General features: G+C 66.8%; 23 protein-coding genes. 10 read left to right on the top strand and 13 right to left on the bottom strand.

All coding sequences use genetic code 11. The annotated features are described in order from the left end of the window. The 3 genes from VFC51_03270 to VFC51_03280 form a co-directional block, all read right to left on the bottom strand. Positions 1–153: zinc ribbon domain-containing protein (locus tag VFC51_03270; protein HZT06024.1), on the bottom strand; the 153-nt coding region annotated here is incomplete at its 3' end. 19 nt (positions 154–172) lie between these two features. After that, positions 173–1366 (bottom strand): thiolase family protein, encoded by a 1194-nt coding sequence (locus VFC51_03275; GenBank protein ID HZT06025.1) that lies wholly within the window; start codon positions 1364–1366, stop codon positions 173–175. Positions 1367–1413: 47 nt separating this feature from the next. Beyond that, positions 1414–2343, bottom strand: a complete 930-nt coding sequence (locus VFC51_03280; protein ID HZT06026.1) for a fumarylacetoacetate hydrolase family protein — start codon at positions 2341–2343, stop codon at positions 1414–1416. 244 nt (positions 2344–2587) lie between these two features. Here VFC51_03280 and VFC51_03285 point away from each other — a divergent pair, with 244 nt between their 5' ends. Together VFC51_03285 and VFC51_03290 are read left to right on the top strand one after the other, a co-directional pair. Further along, entirely contained in the window at positions 2588–2992 is a 405-nt protein-coding gene (locus VFC51_03285) for a hypothetical protein (GenBank protein ID HZT06027.1), read from the top strand. A gap of 76 nt (positions 2993–3068) precedes the next feature. Continuing rightward, a complete protein-coding gene (locus VFC51_03290; protein HZT06028.1) occupies positions 3069–3506 on the top strand; it encodes a hypothetical protein in 438 nt (145 codons plus the stop codon). Between the two features lie 181 nt (positions 3507–3687). Here VFC51_03290 and VFC51_03295 read toward each other — a convergent pair whose 3' ends face one another. The 5 genes from VFC51_03295 to VFC51_03315 are packed head-to-tail and all read right to left on the bottom strand — an operon-like array spanning position 3688 to position 8524. After that, positions 3688–5136 (bottom strand): UbiD family decarboxylase, encoded by a 1449-nt coding sequence (locus tag VFC51_03295; protein HZT06029.1) that lies wholly within the window; start codon positions 5134–5136, stop codon positions 3688–3690. Positions 5137–5172: 36 nt separating this feature from the next. Then, on the bottom strand, positions 5173–5370 hold the full coding sequence (locus VFC51_03300) for a hypothetical protein (GenBank protein ID HZT06030.1): 198 nt from the start codon (positions 5368–5370) through the stop codon (positions 5173–5175). Positions 5371–5378: 8 nt separating this feature from the next. Next, a complete protein-coding gene (locus tag VFC51_03305; protein HZT06031.1) occupies positions 5379–6824 on the bottom strand; it encodes a UbiD family decarboxylase in 1446 nt (481 codons plus the stop codon). After that, entirely contained in the window at positions 6817–7365 is a 549-nt protein-coding gene (locus tag VFC51_03310) for a hypothetical protein (protein ID HZT06032.1), read from the bottom strand. The genes VFC51_03305 and VFC51_03310 overlap by 8 nt, the downstream gene beginning before the upstream one ends. A gap of 19 nt (positions 7366–7384) precedes the next feature. Next, on the bottom strand, positions 7385–8524 hold the full coding sequence (locus VFC51_03315; GenBank protein ID HZT06033.1) for an extracellular solute-binding protein: 1140 nt from the start codon (positions 8522–8524) through the stop codon (positions 7385–7387). A 140-nt stretch (positions 8525–8664) separates the two neighbouring features. Between VFC51_03315 and VFC51_03320 the strand changes: the two genes are divergently transcribed. Continuing rightward, entirely contained in the window at positions 8665–9276 is a 612-nt protein-coding gene (locus tag VFC51_03320; protein HZT06034.1) for a thiamine pyrophosphate-dependent enzyme, read from the top strand. A gap of 15 nt (positions 9277–9291) precedes the next feature. On the opposite strand, the gene VFC51_03325 is transcribed toward VFC51_03320, so the two are convergent. After that, a complete protein-coding gene (locus VFC51_03325) occupies positions 9292–11019 on the bottom strand; it encodes an iron ABC transporter permease (GenBank protein HZT06035.1) in 1728 nt (575 codons plus the stop codon). 11 nt (positions 11020–11030) lie between these two features. After that, complete coding sequence (locus VFC51_03330) at positions 11031–12218, bottom strand: ABC transporter ATP-binding protein (protein HZT06036.1); 1188 nt, start codon at positions 12216–12218, stop codon at positions 11031–11033. 165 nt (positions 12219–12383) lie between these two features. On the opposite strand from VFC51_03330, the gene VFC51_03335 reads away from it, so the two are divergent. The 7 genes from VFC51_03335 (at position 12384) to VFC51_03365 (ending at position 19828) form a co-directional block, all read left to right on the top strand. Then, complete coding sequence (locus tag VFC51_03335) at positions 12384–13256, top strand: xanthine dehydrogenase family protein subunit M (protein ID HZT06037.1); 873 nt, start codon at positions 12384–12386, stop codon at positions 13254–13256. A 28-nt stretch (positions 13257–13284) separates the two neighbouring features. Next, positions 13285–13800, top strand: coding sequence for a (2Fe-2S)-binding protein (locus tag VFC51_03340; GenBank protein HZT06038.1), 516 nt, complete (start codon positions 13285–13287; stop codon positions 13798–13800). Between the two features lie 4 nt (positions 13801–13804). Beyond that, positions 13805–16228 carry a xanthine dehydrogenase family protein molybdopterin-binding subunit gene (locus tag VFC51_03345; GenBank protein HZT06039.1) on the top strand — a complete coding sequence of 808 codons (2424 nt, stop codon included), beginning with the start codon at positions 13805–13807 and terminating at the stop codon, positions 16226–16228. Further along, positions 16225–16749, top strand: a complete 525-nt coding sequence (locus VFC51_03350) for a cupin domain-containing protein (GenBank protein HZT06040.1) — start codon at positions 16225–16227, stop codon at positions 16747–16749. Before VFC51_03345 ends, VFC51_03350 begins: the two co-directional genes overlap by 4 nt. Positions 16750–16925: 176 nt before the next feature. Then, positions 16926–17312, top strand: a complete 387-nt coding sequence (locus tag VFC51_03355) for a hypothetical protein (protein ID HZT06041.1) — start codon at positions 16926–16928, stop codon at positions 17310–17312. 173 nt (positions 17313–17485) lie between these two features. After that, complete coding sequence (locus VFC51_03360; protein ID HZT06042.1) at positions 17486–18859, top strand: endonuclease/exonuclease/phosphatase family protein; 1374 nt, start codon at positions 17486–17488, stop codon at positions 18857–18859. A 798-nt stretch (positions 18860–19657) separates the two neighbouring features. Continuing rightward, on the top strand, positions 19658–19828 hold the full coding sequence (locus tag VFC51_03365) for a hypothetical protein (protein HZT06043.1): 171 nt from the start codon (positions 19658–19660) through the stop codon (positions 19826–19828). Between the two features lie 16 nt (positions 19829–19844). Here VFC51_03365 and VFC51_03370 read toward each other — a convergent pair whose 3' ends face one another. Genes VFC51_03370 through VFC51_03380 form a run of 3 tightly spaced genes read right to left on the bottom strand, consistent with a single transcriptional unit; the run spans position 19845 to position 23573 of the window. Continuing rightward, on the bottom strand, positions 19845–22247 hold the full coding sequence (locus VFC51_03370) for a xanthine dehydrogenase family protein molybdopterin-binding subunit (GenBank protein ID HZT06044.1): 2403 nt from the start codon (positions 22245–22247) through the stop codon (positions 19845–19847). Next, a complete protein-coding gene (locus tag VFC51_03375) occupies positions 22244–22768 on the bottom strand; it encodes a (2Fe-2S)-binding protein (GenBank protein HZT06045.1) in 525 nt (174 codons plus the stop codon). The genes VFC51_03370 and VFC51_03375 overlap by 4 nt, the downstream gene beginning before the upstream one ends. Continuing rightward, positions 22761–23573, bottom strand: coding sequence for an alpha/beta hydrolase (locus VFC51_03380; protein ID HZT06046.1), 813 nt, complete (start codon positions 23571–23573; stop codon positions 22761–22763). The genes VFC51_03375 and VFC51_03380 overlap by 8 nt, the downstream gene beginning before the upstream one ends. Positions 23574–23677 lie beyond the last annotated feature (104 nt).

The raw sequence follows: 23677 nt of genomic DNA on the forward strand, positions 1-23677 counted from the left end.
GCCAGGGCAGATGTCCCGCGGATAGAAGACACGCGTGCCACAGACGCGGCAACGCTGGTAGACGAGCCGGTGCTCGCGGGCTGCGTCCCAGAACGGCTGACTCACCGCGCTCGGCGTCGGCAGCGGCTTCCGGTACTCGGGGCCCTCGCTCATTCGTTCCCTCCCGCGCGCCTCACAGCGCTGCCTCGCTCCCCAGCACCATCGCAGCCTGCTGGGAAAAGGCCCCGCCTGATCCGGTGACGTACACCACGTCGGTCGGCCCGGGGACCTGATGCTCGCCCGCCTCGCGCCGAATCTGGCGTACAGCCTCGGTCACCTGGGCGCATCCGCCCGCGGTCGAGGCCTGGCCATACGAGAGTTGCCCGCCGTGGGTGTTGAGCGGATGGTCCCCCTTGAACGTGAGGTCGTGTTCCTGAACCCAGTCGCCGGCCTCCCCCTTGTTGCAGAATCCGGACTCCTCCAGCTCGCACATCACGGTGATGGTGAAGGAATCGTAGATCTCCTTGACCTGCACGTCGGCAGGACTCACGCGCGCCATGCGAAACGCCTGGCGGGCGGCGCCGCCGACGGGACAGATCGTGATCTCGCCGACGTGCGTGAGGTTGCCGCGGAGGATGCCGAGTCCGCCGCCGAGAATGTACGCGGGCTTGTGGCGCATGCCACGGGCAATGTCCGCCCGAGTCACGATGAACGCGCATCCACCAGCGCATGGCATGACGCACTCCAGCAGGTGGAGCGGGTCGGCGACGATTCGCGATTTCACCACGTCGTCGACGGTGATGGGTGTGTCGTGCCAGATGGCCATGGGGTTGTGGTTGGCGTTGTACCGGAGGTCCACGCAGATCTTGGCGCGCTTCTCCACGGTCGTTCCGTAAAGCGCCTCATAGCGCTTGGCGATCATGGCGTACCAGCCGTTCGCGGCGACCGTCGGGCCGAACGGGACGGAAAACTCGGTCGTCGCCGTCTCCGTTCGCGCCGGCGCCGCGGGCCGGCGCCGGCCGCCCGTGTCGATCGCGGCGCCCATCCCGCACAGCACGTAGGTGGCGAGGCCGGCTTGCACGTACGCGGCCGCTTGCAGCGCCATGGCCACGCCGGCGGCCCCTTGGGCGTCGCACCCGGTTGCCCACGTCGGATAGATGCCCATGTATTCGGCCATCTTCGCGTTGAAGCCTCCGCCGCCACCAACGGCGAGCTCCGGCTCCATGATGAGTCCGTCGATGTCGCGTTTCGTCAGGCCGGCGTCCTGAATCGCGAGATACGCCGCCTCCGCGAGAAGGCTCATGGCGTCGCGGCCCGGTCGGGTGCGCTCGGGCTTCAGCTCGCCGATTCCGACGATGGCCGCGGCGCCTCGCAAGGAATCATCCATCGGTCGCTCCCTGATCTGGCGGCGTGCGCTGAGGGCGCCTGGCCCTCTCAGCTCGCCGCGTACTTACCGGTAAGCTGCGGCGTTGTGCCCTTGAGCCCCTTTTCCTGGCGCTGGAGGCGCGTCTCTCGCGCCCACGTCCGCTCGAGATCGTCGCGGATGCGGAAATGCAGGCGGCCAAGGCCCTCCGTCTCGACCTCCACCACGTCTCCATCCATGAATGGATTCAGGCCACGGTGGTTCGTCCCGAGGGAGATCACATCTCCCGGTTCGAGGGTGTGCGTGTGGGTGATCCACTCGATGCAGCGGGGAATCTTGTGGGCCATGTCGCTCGTGTTGTAGTCCTGCATCAGAACGCCGTTGTTCCAGAGACGAACCTGCAGGGCGTGCGGGTCGGCGATCTCGTCCGCGGTCACCAGGTACGGCCCAATGGGCGCGAAGGTGTCGCGGGACTTCATCAGGTAGAACGTGTTTCCTTCGGGAGGCAGCCCGCGCGCCGACCCGTCCACGAAGTTGAAGTAGCCGAAGATGTAGCCCATCGCATCGCTCGCCGGCACCTGGGAGGCCCGCCTTCCGATGACGAGGGCGATCTCGGCCTCGCCTTCGAAGATGGTCGCGGGGACGTCCGGAAGGACCATCGTGTCCCCGTCCCCGATGATGGCGTTCGGCGTTTTGAGAAAGGCGTTGATGGGCGCCGGCGCATCGCGCGTCCCGTCCTCCATGTAATTCACGGCCATGCAGACGACGTTGTAGGGCTTGGGCAGCGGAGGCCGAATGCGCACGCTGCCGATCGGCACGCCCGTGCCCGACCGCACGGCAGACTCGAGGGCCGGTCGGTAGTCGCCGAAGCGCTCGATCAGCCCGTTGATCAGACCGTGCGGGCCGACGTGCGGGATCGCCTGGACCACGCTCGAGACGTCGACCACCGTCTCGCCATCCAGCACGCCCAGCTTGTAGTCGTCGAAGAACAGCAGCTTCACGTTTCCTCCCGGGAACGCCTTCGGAACGGAGACGAATATACACCGCGTGCGCGGCCCCCGCTACTGGGGCCGTCCGGAGATCCCAGCGTAATCGCACGTTGACGGCGCATCGATTGCGCACGAGTAGTCGTTGCTCGGCGACAGTCATTCCTGAGCTATTCATTCACTCTCTATTCACGCACAGATATTCAATGGCTAACTGTGCCGTGGGATGTTTGTTGACAGGTAAAGGAGCAACGTGCAGATGACGCAGCAACAATTTCTCCATCTGAACGCGGAAGAGATCCTTGTCTTGACCGATCGGGTGCTGAACCAGGACCGCGGGACGGAAGACATGAGCTGCTCCGCCTATCCGCTCCTCTTGCGACTGGGATCCGCCTACGTCGAAATGCTCGGGGACGGGAAGCGCTCCGGCGACGTGCCGATTGCTGTGTCCGAAGCGGAAGCGTGGCTCCTCCGGTCGAAAGTGACCAGCGGCGACAAGAGCCCCACCGACGCTCTCTTCGGCGTCAGGCTGCTCTGTAAGCTCTACCGCGTCCTGCTCGCCTACAACACCGAGCTGAACCTGCCAGAGGCGGACGGCGTCGAGGAAGAGCTTACGGACGAGCGCCGGGCCGCGCTGCGCCGCTGGATTGGAGAGACGCAGTGACTGAATCCCCACTTCGCACCACGCCCGTGACGCAGCCGACAACCGAGCCTGTCCGTCGCATGGAGCCGGAGAAAGTATGCCCGGCGCAGCGCGTCCGGATCGGCGAGACCGTGCGGCGGCTTCTGCCGTGATTGGCGACTACACGCCTCGGGTCGAAGAGGGCGTAACGCTCTCGGCCTACACGCTCGAGGTTACCGATTGGCTTCAGCACTGTTTCGATCTGCTCGAGTCGGGAAACGAGGATCGAATCATGTCGGACCCGTGGTACCGACGCGACGGCGACCGCCCGCCTCTCAGCGACGAGCAGGTCGACGCGGTGGTTGAGGCGCTGGATAAAGAGTACGAGTACGAGCTGGGTACGTATCCCGGCTACCACCGAAACCGAAGTGGCGCCAATGCGCTTCCGGAGTTCCGCCGCCTGTCGCCCCGCGCGCGGCGCGCAATGGTCGAGGGTATCGACCGGATCGTGAGCAAGTACCGGCAAAAAGGTCACACGAACCCGGCGAAGCAGTAGCGCCGTGGCGAGCCTCGCCTCGGCGGGGGACGCGCCGCGGCTTCCTCGGCGCCGAGGTGAATGCGACCCTTGAGGTACCGCCGTGGCGAGCCTCGCCTCGGCGGGGGACGCGCCGCGGCCCTTCGGACCAGCCCTGCCCCTACGACACCCGCCCGGACGAGATTGCGGGATGGCTCCTACCTCAGAGGCCGGAGGCCCCCACTGGCGTCGGGGCGGTGTGGCCGTTATGGCGCGAGCCGGCCGCCCCGAGGTGGATACCGTAGCGGTCCCAGTTCTGATCGACACGGCTCATGACTTCCGCGTCGGGGAGGCAAACCGCCGGATAGCTCTTCGCGTTGTAGCGGGTCGCGTCGATGATCATCTTCGACGTGCGCGCCGGCCCCGCCTGCTCCTCCGGGGGCATCGAGGGGTCCAGGAAGATTCCGGTAACGTCCTTGATGATCTCGACGTCCCGGTGGGCCTGAACGCGCGTTGCAATCGCCCACTCCACGGCCACCGGGTCGAAGGGATCCACGTCGTCGTCGACGACGGTTACGAGCTTGATGTGTCGGCCGGGCGGGCAACCCAGGGCCGCCATGCCGATCATCTTCCCGTAGCCCTCGTAGAGCTTCTCCACCGAAATCACCAGGTGGAGCACTCCGCACCCGCCCTCGGTCAGGTGGACGGCTTTGATCCCGGGGAGCGGGATCGTGCGGATGAACTCTGCCTCTTTCCCGATGGCCGTCAGCACGTCCGTCTCGTGCGGTGGCGCGCCCTGATAGGCCTGATGGAGGATCGGCCGGTTCCTAAAGGTCATCGCGGTGATGTGGATGGTGGTGCGCGGCATGCGGAGCCCGCCGTAATGCCCGGTGAACTCGCCGAAGTGCCCCTCCTCGCGCTTCTCGTTGGGTCGGACCTCTCCCTCCAGGACGATCTCCGAGTGCGCCGGTACCTCGATGGGCACGGTCTTGCAGCGGACGACCTCGATCGGCGCGCCCCGCAGCGCGCCGGCCATCGCCAGCTCGTCCGTCCCGAAGGGCAACGGCGTCGCCGCCGCCATTGTCACGCGAGGGTCGGGCCCGATGGCGATGGCCACTGGGAAGGGCTCGTCGGGCGCGCGACGGTGCTGGAGCGAGATGTGCTGGTAGGGACCGGCCAGAATACCCAGCGTATTCCGGTCGTGGACCTGGTTCCGGTAGATCCCGACGTTGCGCGCGCCGGTCGTTGGATCGAATGTGTGGTGACACGAGAGAGTCAGATATCGCCCGCCGTCCTGCGAGTTCCAGAGGGCGGCGGGCAACTTCAGGATGTCGACTTCGTCGCCGACGAGGACGTTTTCCTGGCACGGCGCACGGTCGACGAGGACCGGCGGGACGAGATTTTCCGCGCAGCGATTCCACTCTCGCTGGCACTCGTTCGGCGCGCATCCCATGGCGAGGGCGTAGCGCCGCCGGGTGGCCAGGAGGTTCGTGAGCATGGGGATGTCGCTCCCGCCCGGGTGCTCAAAGAGCAGGGCGGGCCCGTACGCGCGAAGGCTCTTGACGCAGACCGCGCCCAGCTCCTGGTCGAGGTCCACCGGCACGGGTATGTGCGCCAGCTCCCCCTCGCTCTCCAGCAGGTCGAGGAACTCACGGAGACCGGAATAGTGCATGGATTTTCCTCCTGGTGGTGGCGTCGGCGGCCGCGGCTAGCGGCCGGACGGGGACGGGTCGGCGCTCAGTCTCCCGGTCGGCTCTCCTTCGCGCCTTTGGGCTGCCACTCCGACGGTGAACTCATGGTGGCAGAAGGGGCAGTGGCAGTAGGCGTCCGGGATTCGAAAGAACTCCACGCCCACCATGAACTGTTCGCGGCACTTCGGGCATGGGACGTAGGCAAAGTCTGCCAAATCGGCTCCTATCCCCAGGGCTCGACGGGAATTCGCTCGAGGCGGTCCTGGCCGATGATCTCGAATGGGTCGATCCGGTCCATCACGTCTTGCGGGATGGAGAGGCGCTCGGCGAATGGCTTTCCCAGCGGCTTCGTGCAGTCGAACCCGACCTTGCACGTCGTGAATCCGTCCTCGGAGCTTGGATCCAGGGGCGAACCAGTGATGCCGTTCACGACCACGAGGCCGCGGTCGGCTTGAAAGCGCGTGGCGAGGGCTAGGAGCACCTCTTTCTCATCGAAGATGTCGACGTCCTCATCGAAGACGAAGGCGTGCTTGTTGGCGAAATACGCGTTGAGCGCAGCCAGGGCCGCGACCTTTCCCTGCCCCTCGATGGTCTTACGAATCTGGACGTAGACGTGCTGCACGCCGGCTCCAGACATCGGGACGTGGACCGCGCGGACCGTTGGCACGGCCTGCTGGACGGCGCGGTGAATCTCGCCTTCCTTGCCGAGGCTGCTGATCCAGTGCGTGTGGCCGACCATGACGTCGTCCCAGTACGCGTCCCGGCGCCGGGTGATGGCGGTCACCTTCAAGAACGGACACCAGCGCTGGGGCCCGACGTACCGCGTGTACTCCCCGAACGGACCTTCGGGCTTGCGCTGCCCTCGAGGCATGTAGCCTTCGATCACGATCTCCGCGTCCGCGGGTACGAGGAAATCCTGGCCAAGGGTTTCGGACGGCACGAGGCGGAGGGGTGATCCGAGCGTGCCGCCGGCCGCCTCGTAGTGACTCTCCTCGACGCCAACCCGCGTCGCCGCGCCCAGCAGGGCGAGCGGATGGTGGCCGACCCAGTACGCGGCGGGCATGTCCTCGCCCGCCTCCTCGTACTCGCGCAGGTTCTTCGCGTTGTGGGTGCTGGGACCGAGGAACACGCGGATCTCGTCGCGGTCGGCGAGCCAGCCGCGTTGCATCGCCGAGTTGTCGCGCCGCGTCTGGCGATTGAAGGTGAGGAACAGCCCCTGGGTGACGTAGCGGCCCGGGTCCATCCGGTGGTGGCGGAGCGCCGGCAGCTCGCGGACATCCACGGCGCCCCCAGTCGCGACGATTTGCTTCACAGGCGCCTCCTCCCGCGAGACGACCACGGGTGGGACGCGGTGCTGGAGACGCCGATAACAGGCGATCCCCGCCTCGCGAACGCCGACGCCGAAGGCGCGCGCGAGGCGCAGCCGGCTGGCCATCATGAAGGAAACCACGGGAAGCTCCAGCTCCCGGCCGTTCGCGACCAAGCGATGGCAGATGAGAATGGGGAAGCGCTTCTCCCTCTCCAGTCGCGTCGCGAGCGCAGTCAGCTCCCACTCCACGTCGACGGGGCGCTCAATATGGACGACCTCGTCGGGATAGTCGCGCTCGTACCATTCGAGGAAACCGTGGAGCTCGACCGCCTCCGGTGGAGCGGCGACGACGCTACGCATCGTGGTCCCCGAAGTCTGGCGCGTCCTCGATCTGCTCCAGCTCCGCACCACGATCGACGCCGAGCAGGTCGACCAGGTTGAGGTCGGCACAGATAAAGATGGCCGGCTCGCGCCGGTCGGCGTTCACGTGCTGAACCACCACCCCGTCCGTACGAATGGGGATGTTCACCACGTCCTCCGCTTCCCAATCGTGGCGTACGCCGTCGAGGAGCGTATACCCGCGCCCCTGGATGATGTACATGACGGCTCCGCCCGGCGTGCGCTGCGCGCCGGTCCGCCCGCCCGGGGGGATCTCCTGTTGGAAGAAGAGCATCGACCGGATGCACGCGTCGTCGAGGGCGGGATGGAGGTACCACTTCATCTTGCCCTGGCGGTTGCGCTCCCAGTTGAGGTCTTTCCCTTTGATGAGCCACGAAGCCTTCTTTTGCTGGGCCCGCTGCTTGTCTCGCAGAGCGTACAGCCAGTCGAGCAGGTTGTCCTCGCGCGTCGCGGGCTTCATGCCCAGCGGCTCATTGGGCGAGCGACGAGGCCGCTCCGTCATCTCACTTTTCCTCCGGCGCCTATTGAGGCAGGACGCTCTTGATGAACGCGACGATCTCGCTTCGCATCTTCACGTACGATTCCATGTGGTTGGCCTGGTACTCGACCCCTTCCTGAGGGACGAGGATGGGGTCGACGTTGGGGTGGGGCACGTCGCGTCGCAGGCTCGCAAAGCCGATCTCGCGGGTCCAGTCCGCCTGCCCATCCTTCGAGAGCAGCCAGTCCAGGTACACCTTCAACGCGTTCGGGTGGGGGACATCGCGCAGCACGGCGAGGGTCCCATTTCCCGCCGTGAGGTACGAGCCCTCCTGAATGTTGTCGCCACTCATCAGCTTCACCGGCAGGCCGCGCTCGATGTACTCGTTCGTGAGCACGTTGCTGGGCCCGAAGGCGATGGGGTATTGACCCCGGGCCACCCAGTCCAGCACCTGCCGGTCGTCCGTCGAGATGACAACGTCTTGCTTCAGAAGCTGGCCGAGGAAGTCCTTCCCGAGAGAGTCGGTCGCGTAGAAGAAGGTCGCCGCGGCGAGTCCCCCGCCCGGGGTCGTGGGATTGCGGAACACGATCTTGCCGCGCCATTTCGAATCGAGCAGGTCGCGGTAACTGGTGATCTCGCCCGGGGCGATCATCGTCGGGTTATAGACGAACGCCTCTTTCACGTATGCGCTGAAGACCAGGTTGTATTGGCCCGCGTCGTCGGCGAAATTCAGCTTGCCATCTCGCCAGACCGAGGTGTCGCGCACGTTGGGTCCGACGAGATAGTCCTTGATCGGAACGACCGCGTCGGCGGGGCGGAGCGCCTCGATGACCGTCGTCGTGCCGGTGATGGCGAGATCGGTGAGGTGCTGATTTGCGGCCTGCTCATTGATGAGCTTGGGCGCAACCTCCGACCCGGAGAGCCCGCTGTAGTCGACTTCGATGTCGGGATACTTCTGCTGAAACCCTTCGACGAGCGCGTCCCGGGCGTCGCTTCCCTGCGGTCCGACGACGACGACCTTACCCTCGCGTTTCGCGGCGGCCACGATCTGGTCCCACTCGGATGATGCGCTGGTCTGCGTGCCCCCGGAGGTCTGCGGGGCAGAGCCCGTGCGGGGCGCCTGCGTGCATGCGAGGAGCAGGGCGCCGAGGACAACGATGAACACGGGAGCGAATTGCCGCACGAGATGAATCTCCTTCTGGCTCGATGAAGCGCATTGTACTGTGGCGACGCGACCCGCGCGAGAGTGCGATTGTTAGGACCGCGGTCGCGACCGGGTATACTGGCGTCGGCCGCAACCAGCACGGGATGGGAGAGGGCTGCTTGGATCGGTACGATTGTCTGAAGCTGCTCGCCGACCGGCTCATCGACGATCAAATGCTCGTCGTGACGAGCCTCTCGACGAACACGAGCGTCTTCGCATCCCTCCGAAAGAGCGGCCCGGGCTTCTACGGGCTGAATATGGGGCTGTGCACCGGCTTCGCCGTCGGCGTGAGCCTTGCCTTCCCCAAGCGCAAGGTGATCGCCCTGGACTCTGATGGCAGCATGATGGAGGACACCAGCGTCCTCATCACCATCGGCGACGTCAACCCGAAGAACCTCGTCGTGATCGTCTTCGACAACCAAGCGTACGCGCGGATGGGCCCGACCGCCACCGCGCGCAACGCGAACCTCGCACAGATGGCGCAGGGCGCGGGCATCGAGACGACCCGCACCGTCCGCACCATCGGAGAATTCGAGGAGGCCGTGACGGCGGCGCTCAAAGGCGACGGCCCGAGCTTCCTCGTCGCGAAGGTGGAGGCAGAAACGACGCGCGCCCGGGCCACGAACCCGCGCCGGACGTACGGCCGCGCGATGCGCGAGGCCTTTATCGACGAGATCATGAAGTTTCCGGACTATCGCGGGCCGGGCGCGGCGGCCGCCCCGTCCGACTGACGCCTCGGCCCGGGCTTACTGGCTGGCGATGCCGATCTTGCCGCCGAAGAGGCGCGCGATGAACGCGGCGACGACGATCATGGCCACGGTGAGCACCGCCACCACCGTCCCCCGCTCGAGCTGACCCCCATATGCGAAGTCGAGCGCGAGGAGCGACAGCGTCCGCGACTGGCTCGACCCCAACAGGACGATGGTGCTGATGTCGCGCGCGGCCGACATGAAGCACACAACCCCCACCGTCACCAGCGTCGGGCCGAGGAGCGGGAGCACGACGCGGCGGTAGGTGAGCACCCAGGAGCCGCCAGCGATGCGCGAGGCCTCTTCCAGCTCGTCGCCGAGCTGCAGCAGCACGCTCTTCGTGAGCTGAACCCCAAGCGGCATGCTCTTGATCACCAGGGCGAGGATCAGCAGGTAGATCGTGCCGTACAACGGCAGCAGGAACGGGGTTCGGAACACGGTCCACAGCAGCGCCAGGCCCATCAGAATCCCGGGGATCGCCCAGGGCAGCCACGAGAGCAGGTCCAGCAGCGCGCGTCCGTAGAAGCGCGTCTTCACGATCACGTACGCGACGAGGCCGTAGAAGGCCACGCCGAAGGCCGCGGATCCGAACCCGACGATGAGCGTGTTCTGGAACGAGCGGACGAGGAGCGGGTCGCGGAGCACGCGCTGCCAGTGCTGGAGGGTCCAGGGGTCCGGGATGTTGAAGTAGCCGAAGGCGCGCATGAAGGTCCCCATCACGAGGACGGACACAGGGACGAGGGTGATGACCAGGGCGAGAAGCACGACCACCGCGAAGAGGGGCCAACGAGCGCGTCCGAGCGCCGTCAGCCGTGTGCTGAAGCCGCGCCCGCCGATCGTTCGATACATTCGGCGTCCGAGGAACCACCGCTGGAACCAGACGAGGGCGAGCAAGATCGCGAGGAACGCGACGCCCAGGGCAGAGGCCGGCGCATACTGGGGCGGCTCGAACTGGACCAGGTCGCGGATCTTCGTGGAATACACGTACAGGCCGATGGGCACGCCCAGAAGCAGCTCGATCTCGAAGGCCTCCAGCGAGCGGATCAGCCCGAGGACTGTGGACACGATGATGGCGGGCGCCATCAGGGGCACGACGATTCGGAACAGCGTCCCGACCGTGCTGCCGCCGCAGCTCCGCGACGCCTCCTCCATGGCAGCGTCGAGGTTCCGAAAGGCCGGCGCCAGCAGCAGCACCTTGACGCCGAGGGTGGTCGTGAGGTGGACCCAGATGATTCCCCAGAATGAGTAGATGTTGAAGACGGGCCCGATCCCAAACGGCAGCATGCCGAGCCACTGGTTCACGATGCCGAACTTGCCGTCGAGCAACAGGATCCAGCCGATCGCAACGGGGAGCGGCGGCAGAAAGAACGCGATCCAGAACACGAACTCGAGCACGCTCTTCCCAGGGAGGTCGGTGCGCGCGATGAGCCAGGCGAGGCAGACACCGATAACCAGGGCGATGGCCTCCCGAACGACGGAGAGCGAGATGGAGTTCGCGAAGGCCGACGCGATTGAGGGGTCGCTGATGACGCGCGCCCAGCCGTCGAGTCCGTAGACGACGGGCCGCCCCGGGGCGGAGAGCTGAAAGCTGCTGAGAAGCATCATGGCCAGCGGTGCGAGCACGGCGAAGGCGACGATCCCCAGGAGGAGCGTCATGAGCACCGCGCTCCACTGGATGTTCCGCGCAAAGGCGCGGCCCTCTATCGGGACGGCGACGTCAGCCACGCCTGCGACTCCTAGACGGGGGCGCCGTTCGTGCCCGGAGCGGCGAGCGCGCTCTCCACGGGCGCCTCACCCTCCTCTCCGAGTCCGGCGACTTGAAGCGCCGTGCGGCCGGTGGCCCAGACGCGCAGGTGCTCGGGCGGCAGAGACAGGTCAACCGTCTGGCCGACGTCGGCGGAGCGCGCGCGAGGAACCGTGAGGGTGAACAGCTCGGAGCCCGCGCGGAGCAGTACCTCGCATTCGCTGCCGAGATACAGCAGCCGCTCGACGGCGCAGCGAATCGAATGATCGCCGCTTCCCTCACCACGTCTGCTGAGATCGAGGTCTTCCGGTCGGATGGCCACGAGCACCCGCTGACCCGGGGCCAAGGAGTCGTCGGCCTCCACCGTGACGCGCGCTCCGACCGAATCCAGCTCGACGAGCAGGCCCTTCCAGCTTCGGTCAACGATGGTGCCGTGGAACCGCACGACGCGTCCGAGGAAGTCTTCGACAAAGGGGGTGGAAGGTCGCTCGTAGACTTCCTGAGGCGAGCCGATCTGCTCGATGCGGCCCTGGTTCATCACGGCAAGCCGGGTGGACAGCGACATCGCCTCGATCTGGTCATGGGTCACGAAGAGCACGGTGACGGAGACGCGCTCCTGGAGGCGTTTCAGCTCGATCCGCATCTGATTGCGAAGCTTGGCGTCGAGATTGCTCAACGGCTCGTCGAGGAGAAGAATGCTGGGCGAGTACACCAGCGCGCGCGCCAGCGCCACCCGCTGCTGCTGCCCGCCGCTCAGGAGCAGAGATGGGCGGTGCGCGAGTCCGGAGAGCCCCACCAGCTCCAGGGTCTGCTCGACGCGTTCCTTCACCTCGGCGCGGGGTACGCGACGAAGGGTCAGGGGATAGGCCACGTTGTCGAACACGCTCATGTGCGGCCACACGGCGTACGATTGGAACACCATTCCCAGGCCGCGTTTCTCGGGCGCGACGTTCAGGCGGCGCGCGCTCGACGAGACGAGGCGACTCTGGATCTCGATCTCTCCGGCGTCCGGACGCTCGAAGCCGGCGACCATTCGGAGCGTAGTGGTCTTGCCGCACCCGCTGGGCCCGAGCAGCGTGAGGACCTCGCCCTGCCGGACGTTGAACGAGACGTGGTCGACAGCGGTCACGCGGCCGAACCGTTTCACGACGTCGCGAAGCTCCAAATAGACCGGCTGCAACGAGGCCACTCCTTTTCAGCACCGCGGATAGAGCGCCGTGAGCCAGGCGGCTGATCGACGAGTTCTGGCGGGAATTGCCGTCGCGAGGCTCGGCGGTTGGATCAGTGTATTGCATTTTCTCCAGACGTGGTGGAAAATGGCCCCGGCCACCGCCCGAGGACTGCGTTGAAACCAGCACGTTTTGACTATTTCGACCCGCGTTCCCTGGAGGAAGCGCTGGCGCTCCTCGACCGGCACGATGGCGACGCGAAGGTCATCGCGGGCGGTCAGAGCCTCATGCCGCTCCTCAATATGCGCCTTGCGCGCCCCGCCGTCCTGGTCGACCTCAATCGGATCGAGGGGTCCGGCTATGTGCGCGCGTGGAACGGCGGCGTCGCGATTGGCATGACCGCGCGCCAGCGCTCGCTCCATCGCGACCCGCTCGTCACCGCGCGCTTTCCGATCATGGCCGAAGCCGCCCTCTCCATCGGTCACCCGCAGATCCGCAGTCGCGGAACCGTTTGCGGAAGCTTGGCGCACGCCGACCCCGCGGCCGAGATCCCGGCGCTCGCGCTGGCGCTCGACGCCGAGATGATCGCGTCCAGCTCGAAAGGTCAGCGCACCGTGCCGGCCGCGGAGTTCTTCGTCGGCTTTCTCACGACCGCGCTCGCTCCGAACGAGGTCCTGTCCGAAGTGCGGTTCCCCGCGCCCGAGCCGGACATGGCCTGGTCGTTCACGGAGGTGAGCCGGCGCCATGGGGACTTCGCCCTGGTGGGCGCGGTCGCGGGGCTCGCGCTCGATCCCGATCGCGCGGCGATCGCGCGGGCGCGCCTGGTGTACTTCGGTGTCGGCCCGACGCCGCAGCGCGTGGCGGACGCCGAGCGAGCGCTGGTGGGGCAGCCGCCGGGTGACCGGGCATTCGCGGATGCGGGCGCGGTCGTGAGCGACCAGCTCGATCCTGAGGATGACCTCCACGCGTCGGCCGCGTACCGTCGTTCGGTGGCCGGCGCCCTGACCCGTCGAACCCTGAGCCAGGCCTGGCAGAAGCTCGCCCAGTGACCCCGATGGGAAGGTTGGAGTAGGTAGCGTGGCCACCACGCGCGAGGTCCAGCTCCGCGTCAACGGCATGACGTACAATGCAACCGTCGAGGCGCGGAAGACGCTCGTGGACTTTCTCCGCGAGGACCTGGGGCTCACCGGCACGCACGTCGGCTGCGAGCACGGCGTGTGCGGCGCCTGCACGATCCTGTTGAACGGCGAAACGGCTCGCTCCTGCATCATGCTGGCCGTGCAGGCCGATGGCGCGGAGCTGATGACAGTGGAGGGGCTGGCGAACCCCGACGGCACCCTCCATCCCATCCAGCAGGCCTTTCGCGATGAGCACGGGCTCCAGTGCGGGTTCTGCACCCCCGGCTTCCTCATGACCACCTACGAGCTGCTCCAGACGATTCCGGATCCGTCGGCGGACGAGATCAAGGACTGGCTCTCGGGCAACATCTGCCGCTGCACGGGCTACAAAGACATCCTGGAATCGGTGCAGCTCGCCGCCGCCCGGCTGCGCGGCGAAAACCCGGTCCCCACGTCCCAGCGCGAGCACGCGTGAGGCGATGGCAGTGACCGACGGCGCCATGGGGGGGCCGGAAGCCCTGCCGATCGCGCAGCCCCGCTACGTGGGGAAGGACGTCCCCCGCGTGGAAGACCCGCTCCTGCTGACTGGGCGCGCGGAGTACGGAGACAACGTCCGCCTACCGGGGATGCTGCACGCGGCGATCCTCCGGAGTCCCCACGCCCACGCCCGCATCGTTCGAATCGACGCCTCGCGCGCCGCCGCGCTGCCCGGCGTCGCGGCGATCCTCACCGGTGAAGAGGTGAAGGCCTGGTCGCAGCCGGTCTTCGGCGTTCCCGAGGGGTGGACGGGCTACGCCCTGGCCACGGAGAAGGTGCACTGGGTGGGCGAACCGGTGGCGATGGTCGCGGCGACGGACCGCTACATCGCTGAGGACGCGCTCGAGCTCATCGACGTGGAGTACGAGCCGCTCGATCCGGTCGTCGACCCCGAGCGCGCCATCGCCGGTCCCCCCTTCGTGCTGGAGGGGAAGGAGAGCAACGTTGCCTATCAGCGCCACTTCGAGTTCGGCGACGTCGCGAAGGCCTTCGGCGAGGCGGACCTGATCGTCGAGGAGCGGTTTCGCTGGAACCGGACCAGCGGCAATCCCATAGAGACGTGCGTCTGCATCGCCGATTGGGACCCGTATTCGAACATGCTGACGGTTCGGGGGAGCCATCGCTCCCCGCACCTCATCCTCCCCGCGCTCGTTACGTCCCTCGGAATGCCGTCGAACCAGATCCGCATCGTCCAGTCGCCGCTGGGCGGCAGCTTCGGCGTGAAGACCTTCGCGCGGTACATCGTGCTGGTGTGCCTCATGGCCAAGAAGCTGGGCGGTCGGCCGGTGAAGTGGACGGAGGACCGGCTGGAGCACCTGATCGGGAACAGCAGCCACGCCTGGGACCGGCGCCACGAATGCGCCCTCGCGGTGAAGCGCGATGGGACGATCACCGGTTTTCGCATGCGCATGGTCGACGACTTCGGCGCCTTTGCGGAGTGGCTCGGCGTCGGCATGGTGCTGAAACCGATGATCTCCTTCAGCGGCTGCTACAAGATCCCCTGCTTCGACTACGAGTGCGTGGCCGTCCTCACGAACAAGGTGCCGCAGGGCCCGTATCGGGGCTTCGGGCTCCCGTCCCACTACTGGATCCTGGAGCAGCTCATCGACATCGCGGCCGCGCGCCTCGGCATTGATCCCGTCGAGATGCGGCGTCGCAACTTCGTGCCGATGGACGAGTTCCCCTACACGCTTCCCTCCGGCAACGTCTACGACAGCGGCAACTACGCCGGCAGCCTCGATCTGCTCCTCGAGAAGTCCGGTCACGCGGAGCTCCGGCGCGAGGTAGAGGCTGCCCGGGCCGAGGGTCGGCTCGTCGGCCTCAGCGTGGTCTCCAGTATCGAGCCCGGCCTGACCGGCCCGCCCATGCTGGTGCACCTCTCGCCGCGGATCTTCACGCGCACGGCCTCGCCCGAGGGGGTGCTCATCCGCATGGACGCCTTCGGGAAGGTGATCGTCGAGGTCGGGTTTCCGTGGGGCGGGCAGAGCCAGCACTCCTTCGTGCGCCAGATCGTCGCCGACTACTTCAACCTCACCCCGGGAGACGTCCAGGTCGTCACGGTCGATAGCCTCGTGATGCAGCCGGGCACTGGCCCGATCTCCAGCTCGGTGGCCATCGCCCTCAGCGGCGCCGTCATGGGCGGGCTCGTGCGACTGACGGACAAGCTGAAGCAGGGCGCGGCGGTCATGCTCGAGGTGCACGCCGACGACCTCGAGCTGTTCGACGGCCAGCTCCGCGTGAAGGGCGCGCCAGACCGGGGCGTGCCCGTGGCGCGGGTGGCCGGGTTCATGCTGATGCGGCCAGACCTCCTGCCGGAAGGAGTCGACGGGAGCGCAGAGGCGACGTACGTCTGGAACCCGCCGGACCGGGCGCTCCCCGACGAGCAAGGACGCGGCACGTACAGCGTGACGGCCGCCGGCGCCCTCCACCTGTGCATGGTGGAGGTGGACCGGGACACCGGCCAGGTCAGGATCCTGAAGTACGTGATGGTGGATGACTGCGGGACGCGCCTCAACCCCAGCGTCGTGTCGGGCATGCTCCAGGGCGGACTGGCCCACGGCATCGGGAACGCGCTTCTGGAAGAGTACGTGTACGACGAGAACGGCCAGATCCTGACGTCGACGTACATGGACTACCTGCTCCCCACCATCCACGAAGTACCGATGGCGGAGGAGTACCCGATGGTGACACCCTCGCCCATCACCGCGCTTGGGGTGAAGGGGATCGGCGAGGCGGCGATCCACACCACGCCGGCGGCCGTCCTCTGCGCGATCAACGACGCGCTGAGCCCGCTCGGCGTGCGAATCACAGAGGCGCCCGCGACGCCGCTGCGGGTATGGCGGGCCATTCAGGGGGCGTCGACGTGATCGAGCGCGAGCGCGAGCGGGTCCGTCAGCGCGAGTATTACGACCAGCTCATCACCGACCTCCGGGAGGAGCGGGAGCGATCGTACAGCGGCAAGGTGGTGGTCCGCGCCAAGGAAGAGCCGTGGGTCATGACTCGTCAGGCGCTCGTCAAGTACTTCCTCTGGCCCTCTCGGCACTCGGACCAGCCGCCGCAGACCGCCCTCGACGACTGGATCGTGTTCGTTCAGGACATCAAGCAGCACTCCGGGAAGCATCGCCACCAGGGCGGGCTCGTCATCTACATCCTCGAGGGCGAAGGGTATTCCGTCGTCGAAGGCGAGCGCCACGACTGGGAGGCCGGCGACCTGCTGCTTTTGCCCATGAAGCCCGGCGGGGTCGAGCACCAGCACTTCAACAAGGACGACGCCAGGCCCGCCAAGTGGATCGCCTTCATCTGTCCGACCATCTTCTCCTGGGGAGGGAGCGAGATGGTCCAGATGGAGCTGCACCCAGAGTTCCAGGAGCGATCAGACCGGGGGTGAGTGGACGGGCGCAATTGCTGCACGAGCATGTGCGCAAGGCCCAACCCCCAGTCTCTCGAACCCGGTGATCGCCGCGCCAGTCGAGACCCGAGCAGGCCCGCTTCCTGCCAATTGCGTGGAGCTGGTTTTGCGATCGTTCATGGCGGTGACGCACCGGTTTGACCTCGGAGGTTCGTATGCTTCGTGCCTTGGCCTTGACCATGCTCCTCGCGTTGGTGGTGGCCGTTGCCCCAGCGAGCGCAGAGGACGAATCCAACCCCGACGAAGCGAATTGGCCGAACGACATCCCATGTGGCCGCCTGGAATCGCTACTCTTCCACGTCCATGAAGCTCCGATTCCTCGCACGTTCACCCTCGGCGACTTCTTCGCCGTTTGGGGAGAGCCCCTCAGCGAGACGCAAGTCGGCGAGGCCCATGGAGAGGTATTTGCGTACGTCGACGGCGCGCGAGTCGACGGCGACCCGTCGGACATTGAACTTGCCGACCGCGAGGTGATTCAGCTCAACGTGGGAACCGACACGCCCGCGCCCGAGCCGTACGCATTTCCCGCGCGGTACGACTGACGCAAAGGAACGCGGCCATGGGCGCGGTCCACGGGAGGCCATCGCACCGTTATCGGCGGGGCTTTGCCGTATTGCAGGTTATTACAGGGATTGCAGGGTGTTGACATCTGCCGACCCTCCGGCCACTCTTAGGGGTGGCGCATTCGAGACGGCGCTACTACGCCGGGGGCCGCATGGAGGAGGAGCAGACAAGCCGTCCACGCCTTCTGCGTGTCGCGACGTGGAACATGGACCACTGGAAACGGACCGTGTCAGCACGCGAAGCCGGTTGGGTGAAACTCACAGAGCTCGCCATTGATATCGCTCTGCTGCAGGAGACCGTTCCGCCGCGGTCTATCGCCCGAGATCGTGTCGTCTATCGTCCGATCGGCGGGAGACGCGGCTGGGGGTCAGCGGTCGTGGCAGTTTGTCCCAACTACGCCGTTGATGAGATCGATGTCGTCCGGACCCGCTATTCCCCGCAGCTTTTTTCGATGCTCGGTAGCGTGCCCGGCGCGGTGGTGGTGGCCAGGACGACTGTTCCTGACTTTGGCTCGGTCGCGTTCGTGAGCGTCTACGGAATGATCGAGGTATATGCCCAGACGACCATGTTCCGCATCGTTGCCGATCTCATACCGCTCTTCGATTCCCCCGAGGGTCAACATGTTGTTCTGGGTGGCGACTTCAACGTATCCACAGCTAGCAACCCCGACAAGCCCGAATGGAAGCGATATGACGCAATCCTGCGTGCAGTGGAAGCTCTGGGCCTCGTGCATCTTGCGGAAGTCGTTCCGGAACGTCCGCCCGCCCCGCCGTGCTGCTCATGTCATGAGCCAGCGTGCAGGCATCTGATCACATTCAACGGGTCGCAGATGGATTACCTTTACGCCACGCCAGAGCTAGCGAAGCGCGCTCAGCGGCTTTTACTTCCGGCAGATACGTCAGTCCTGAGCGACCATGTGCCGATCGTTTGCGAATTCGATCTGACGACCCCTCTTCTGCGAACCGAGTGGGATCCTCGGTCGTTCGCCGCCTTGCTGGCAGAGCGATTCGGTCTCGCAGCCGGTGTTGTGGTTGAGAACCTCTTGGTATGGGTCAATCGCAAACAGGATGACCTTCAGCGCCTGGGCTACCGGGATATCCGCCTGGACCGTCTGCCATTCGTCAATCGTGGCACCGAGACCGAAATGTATTTCCAACTCGATCGACGAAACAGCAAAGGCTTCCAGTGGACATGCAGCATTCGCTCCGATGGAAACGTAGTGATCCAATTCCAGCACATGTCTGCGCCCTTTGACAATCTAGAAACCCGCCGGCGGATCTGGGAGCGACTGACCGCAATCCCTGGGGTTCGTCTGGAGCCTCGCCTAAATGGTCGCCCTACGTTTCTGCTGACCGCTTTGACAGGCGAGCAAGAACTCGGTCTGTTCGTCCAGGTGCTGGACTACATCGTAGATGAGACGCTCGGCGCATCGAGGGACCGCCCGCACCAACAATATGAGGCGGAGGCTTCTCAGGCAACAGAGTCCGCGGTTGCCCCTTCCCCGTTCGAGGAGGAAAGCGCGTAACGCGTCGCGGATGCGCAGCGTTACAGCAAGGGCGCAACCGACCACCCCGCAACCGTGAGTGCTCGGCGTACAACACCCATTCTTGCGCGTTCCAAGCCGTCAGCCCGCCGGACAGGCCGGCGTTTCGCTTGCTGACTCGCGTGATACGGAGGTCGTAGGGCAGACCTATCACGTTGAGCTGGTCCGAGGTGTGGTGCGCGGACTGGCCGAGGCGTGCGCGGCTCCATCTGGATCGCCGCCAAATACGTGTCGATCGAGCCGTCGAGCTTGGGGTTCAGGTACCGGGTGCGATTCCTCCCCACGAAGTGAATCGCGGGCAGCGGCGCCTCGGAGCTGTGGAGCTTCTGAGCGTGCGTCGGCCCGTTGGTGTCTCGTCGCCTTCACGTCTGGTGGCATTCGGGCCGCTGGGAGCGGAAGAAGCGACCGCGGCCACCACGATCCCGGTCACCTGTCGGACCAACCCGAGCGTCCTCGCCCGCGCGCTGACGGCCGCAACCGCTGGTCACAACCTGGAAATTACCGGAACCTGCAGGGGCCCCTTTGTGATCGGGAGCACCACTGCCGATACCCTGGCGCTGGACGGGAAGGGTCGTGCCGTCCTCCGTGGGGGCAGCCGGTTCTGACCGTCGCGACCGGGAAGACGGTGGGCGCCAAGGATCTGACCATCACGGGCGGCAGCGCGTCGTGCGACCGTGGCGGCTGCTACATCCCTGTCGGCGGCATCTCCAATGCTGGCGCGCTGATGCTGTCGAATTCCACCGGACAACGCGGCCGCAGCGGGTCCCGCTGCAGGGTAAGGTGTTTACGGGAAGGCTCGTCGTGCTCCCGCTTTCCGTTGGGGTACTGACTTGCGCCCTGCTCGTCCCTGCCTCGTACGGGCAGGATGACGAGGAGCAGGCGCCATCCGAAGAGGTCCAGCCGTCTGGTGACGAGCGCGGCGCCGCGCCGGGCGACGAGCCGGACTGCTGAGACAGAGAACGGCGGGTTAGCGCGACTCGTACCGCCCGCCGCCCCGCGCAATCAGCTCCCACAACCGGGACGGCGTGATGGGAAGCGCGCCGATGCGGATGCCCAGCGGCGCGAGCGCATCCTCGACGGCGCTGGCGATCGCCGCCGGGGCGATGACCGCGCCCCCCTCGCCGATCCCCTTCGTGCCGAGGGGCGTGAAGGGCGAGGGCGTTTCTAGTCGATCCCCTTCAATGGTGGGAACGTCGGCGGCGGTCGGCTTCAGGTAGTCCATGAACGAGGCGGTCAGGAGTTGGCCGTCGTCGTCGCAGACGAACTCCTCCAGGAGCGCCGCGGCGATCCCGTGCACGGTGGCGCCGTGGACCTGGCCCTCGACGATCATGGGATTGATCTCGCGCCCGCAGTCGTGCACGACGCCGTAGCGGCGCACGTGGATCACCAGCGTCTCCGGATCGATCTCGACGAGCGCGACGTGGGCCGCGCTCGAGAAGCCAAGCTGGACGCGGACGCGGTGCTGCGCGTCGGGCCGGTTCGTGTACGGATTGGCGTAGTAATAGACGGCCTCGAGGCCGGGGCCATCTTCGGGCTGGTCGTCGGCCAGGCTCCAGTAGGCGCGGGTCGCGATCTCGGCGATGGGCACCGCCCGGGACGGCGCGCCGCGAACGACGATCATGCCGTCCCGGAGCTCCAGGTCCTCGGGCGCCACCTCGAGGTGCGTCGCCGCGCGCTGTAGGAGCTTGTCGCGGACCCTGCGCGCGGCCCCGATGACCGCGGCCGTGTCCTGGCCGTGGAACTTATTGGAGTAGTTCCCGGACGCCATGACGTAGGGATGGCTGGCCGAGTCGAACGTCGTCGGTACCCGAACGCGCTCGACGGAGACGCCCAGCTCGTCCGCTACGATCTGCGCGAGGGCCGTGGCGTGGCCCTGGCCGGCGTCGAGCCCGCCGGTCAGCACGGACACGGTGCCGTCGGTCTCCATCCGCACGCGCGCCGCCTCGCCCTGTCCGCTCAGGAGCTGGCCGGGGCCGCTGATGAGCATCCCATAGCTCAGGTTCGAGCCGCCCGGCTCGACTCCGGTTGCGATGCCGATCCCGACGAGCCGCCCTGCGCGGCGCGCCGTTTCCTGCTCGCGAAGGGCCCCCTGGTAATCGACCAGATCCAGCGCCTTGCGGAGCATCGCCGGATAGTCGCCGCTGTCGTAGACCTGCCCGCCGGGCGTGGTGTAGGGGAACTGGTCCGGCTGGATGAAGTTCCGGAACCGTACCTCCGCCCGATCGAGGCCAAGCTCGTGGGCGATGGCGTCGACCGTCCGCTCGACGGCGAGGCACATGAAGGGCTTGCCGATCCCGCGGTTGGCGACGACCGGACAACGGTTCGTGACGACGGAGTAGCCTTCGTACGAGGCCGCCGGGATCCGATAGCAGTTCACCAGGTTGGTGAGCATCAGCAGGTTGTGGCGGCCGGCGAAGTCGATGCCGGCGCCCTCGTTCTCGATGTTGCGGACGCGGATCGCTTCGATGACCCCCGCGTTCGTCACCGCCGCCTCGACCTCCATCACGCCGTCCGCGGAATGCCCGAGGGCGAGCAGGCTCTCGCGGCGGTCCTCGATCCACTTCACGGGACGCCCCGCCTTGCGCGCGAGGAGGGCGAGGGCGATCAAGTTAAGGGGGCGGACCTTGTTGCCGAACCCGCCCCCCAGCGGGGGTACGATCAGCCGCACCTGGCTCGGCGAGATCCCGAGCGCCGCGGCAACGCCGTGGAGGTCCTGCCCGGGCTGCTGCGTGTGGCCCCAGATGGTGTAGGCGCCTGTCGCCGACTCGAGCTGGGCGATGGCGCCGAAGGTCTCGAGGGGTGTCGACGCGTACCGATGCAGCGTGACGCGCTCGCGAACGACCCGCTCGGCGCGGGCGAAGGCGCCGTCGACGTCGCCGTACGGGAACGTCCCGTGCCAGAGCACGTTGGAGCCGATCTCCTCGAACACGAGGGGCGCGCCGGGCTCCATCGCGCGCTCGGGGTCGACGACGACCGGCAGCGGCTCGTACTCGACCTCGATCAGCTCGGCCGCGTCCTCCGCCGTGGCCCGGTCGACGGCGGCGACGGCCGCCACGGGCTGGCCCACGTAGCAGACCTTGCGGTGGGCCAGGGCGAAGACCTGGGGCGAGTTGGCGAGGGGGACGCGCCCGCGCTGCGGTCGAGACAGTCGCGCCACTTCGTCCCCTGTGAGCACCGCGAACACGCCTGGATGGGCGGCCGCGCGGCGCACGTCCACGCGCGCGATCCGCGCGTGGGCGTACGGGCTTCGGAGATACGCCGCGTGGGCCATCCCCGGCATCGCGACGTCGTCGATGAAGCGTCCCTGGCCAACCAGTAGGGCCAGGTCCTCCGTTCGTCGGACTGGTTGCCCAACGTGGCTCTCCGTCATGACTTTGCCTCTCTCGACGCGGCGACTGAATCGCGCGCGCGCGGAGCCGCGGCCGCGGCCTCGACGGCCCGGACGATGTTGACGTAGCCGGTGCACATGCACAGGTTGCCGGCCAGAGCGACGCGGATCTCCTCCTCGGTCGGCTGGGGGTTGTCGGTCAGCAGCTCGATGGCGGAGAGGACCATCCCGGGCGTGCAGAACCCGCACTGGAGGGCGTGGTGCTCGCGAAAGGCCTCCTGGACCGGATGGAGCCGATCGGGCTGGCCGATCCCCTCGATCGTGGTGATCTCCGCTCCATCGCATTGAGCGGCGAAGAGCAGGCACGCTCGAGTCGTGTGCCCATCCAGCAGCACCGTACACGCGCCGCACACCCCATGCTCACAGCCCACGTGGGTGCCGGTCAGTCCGAGATCGGTGCGGAGGAAGTCGGCGAGAGAGAGGCGAGGCTCGACGGTTGCGCGGTACTCCGTCCCGTTGACGGTCGTCGTGATTGCGACGCCGTCCGGGCGGAGGTCAGTCATCCAGCTCTCCCGCGAGGAATTGCAGCGCCAGCCGATTGAAGGCGTTCGCGTACTCCACCTGGGGGTGGTGGCCGCAATTCGAGAAGGCGACGAATCGGCTGTTCGGCGTGCCCTGGAAGCCGACGAGGGCCTGATCGATGTGGAAGACCTGGTCGTCCTTGCCGAAGAAGAACATCACGGGCGCCTTCAATTCCGCGAGCTGCGGCCGCACATTCGGGACGTCCATCGGATACCCGCCGACCTTCGCATACGCCTCATACTGGCGCTTGCTGTTTTCGAGGTACCGAGCGAACACCGGTGGCGGAACGTGCCGGTCGAAATCGAAGTAGCTCCGGCCGACGACGGCGCGCAGGTTCTCCGGCGACGGCGTGTATTCGGCGAAGGGCGCGAGGGCGCGTGCCTGCATCTCCGGCGGGATGCCGCCGCCCGCGTTTCCCGCGCAGATGAGCCGGCCGACCTGGTCGCTCCGCTCGGCGGCGACGGAGATCGCGATCAGGCCGCCTCGGGAATTGCCGATGAGGTGGTAGCGGGTGAGCCCAAGCGCATCGATGAAGGCCAGCATGTGCTCGACGTAGGCGGGGTGGGTGAGGAGCCGGGGCGGCGGGTCCGTCTGGCCGAACCCGATGATGTCGGGCGCGATGACACGGAAATGCTCGCTCAGCGGCCCGATGTTGTTGCGGTATTCGAGCTCACCGCTGGAGCCCGGATCGGCAGAGTGGAGGACGATGAGGGCGTCACCGCTGCCCGCCTCGCAGTAGCGCGTGCGATACTGGCCCGCCTGAACGAACGCCGATTTCAGCTCCACCACTTTCCGTCTCCCTTGGTTGCGGCTCCGCGCCGGGCGTTGCCGCGGCGGGGGATAAGCCCCCGCCCGATCGGTGCTATTCGCGCTTTTGTCATAGCCGTGAG

This window comes from Chloroflexota bacterium, from assembly GCA_035652535.1.
Taxonomy (GTDB): Bacteria; Chloroflexota; UBA6077; order UBA6077; family SHYK01; genus DASRDP01.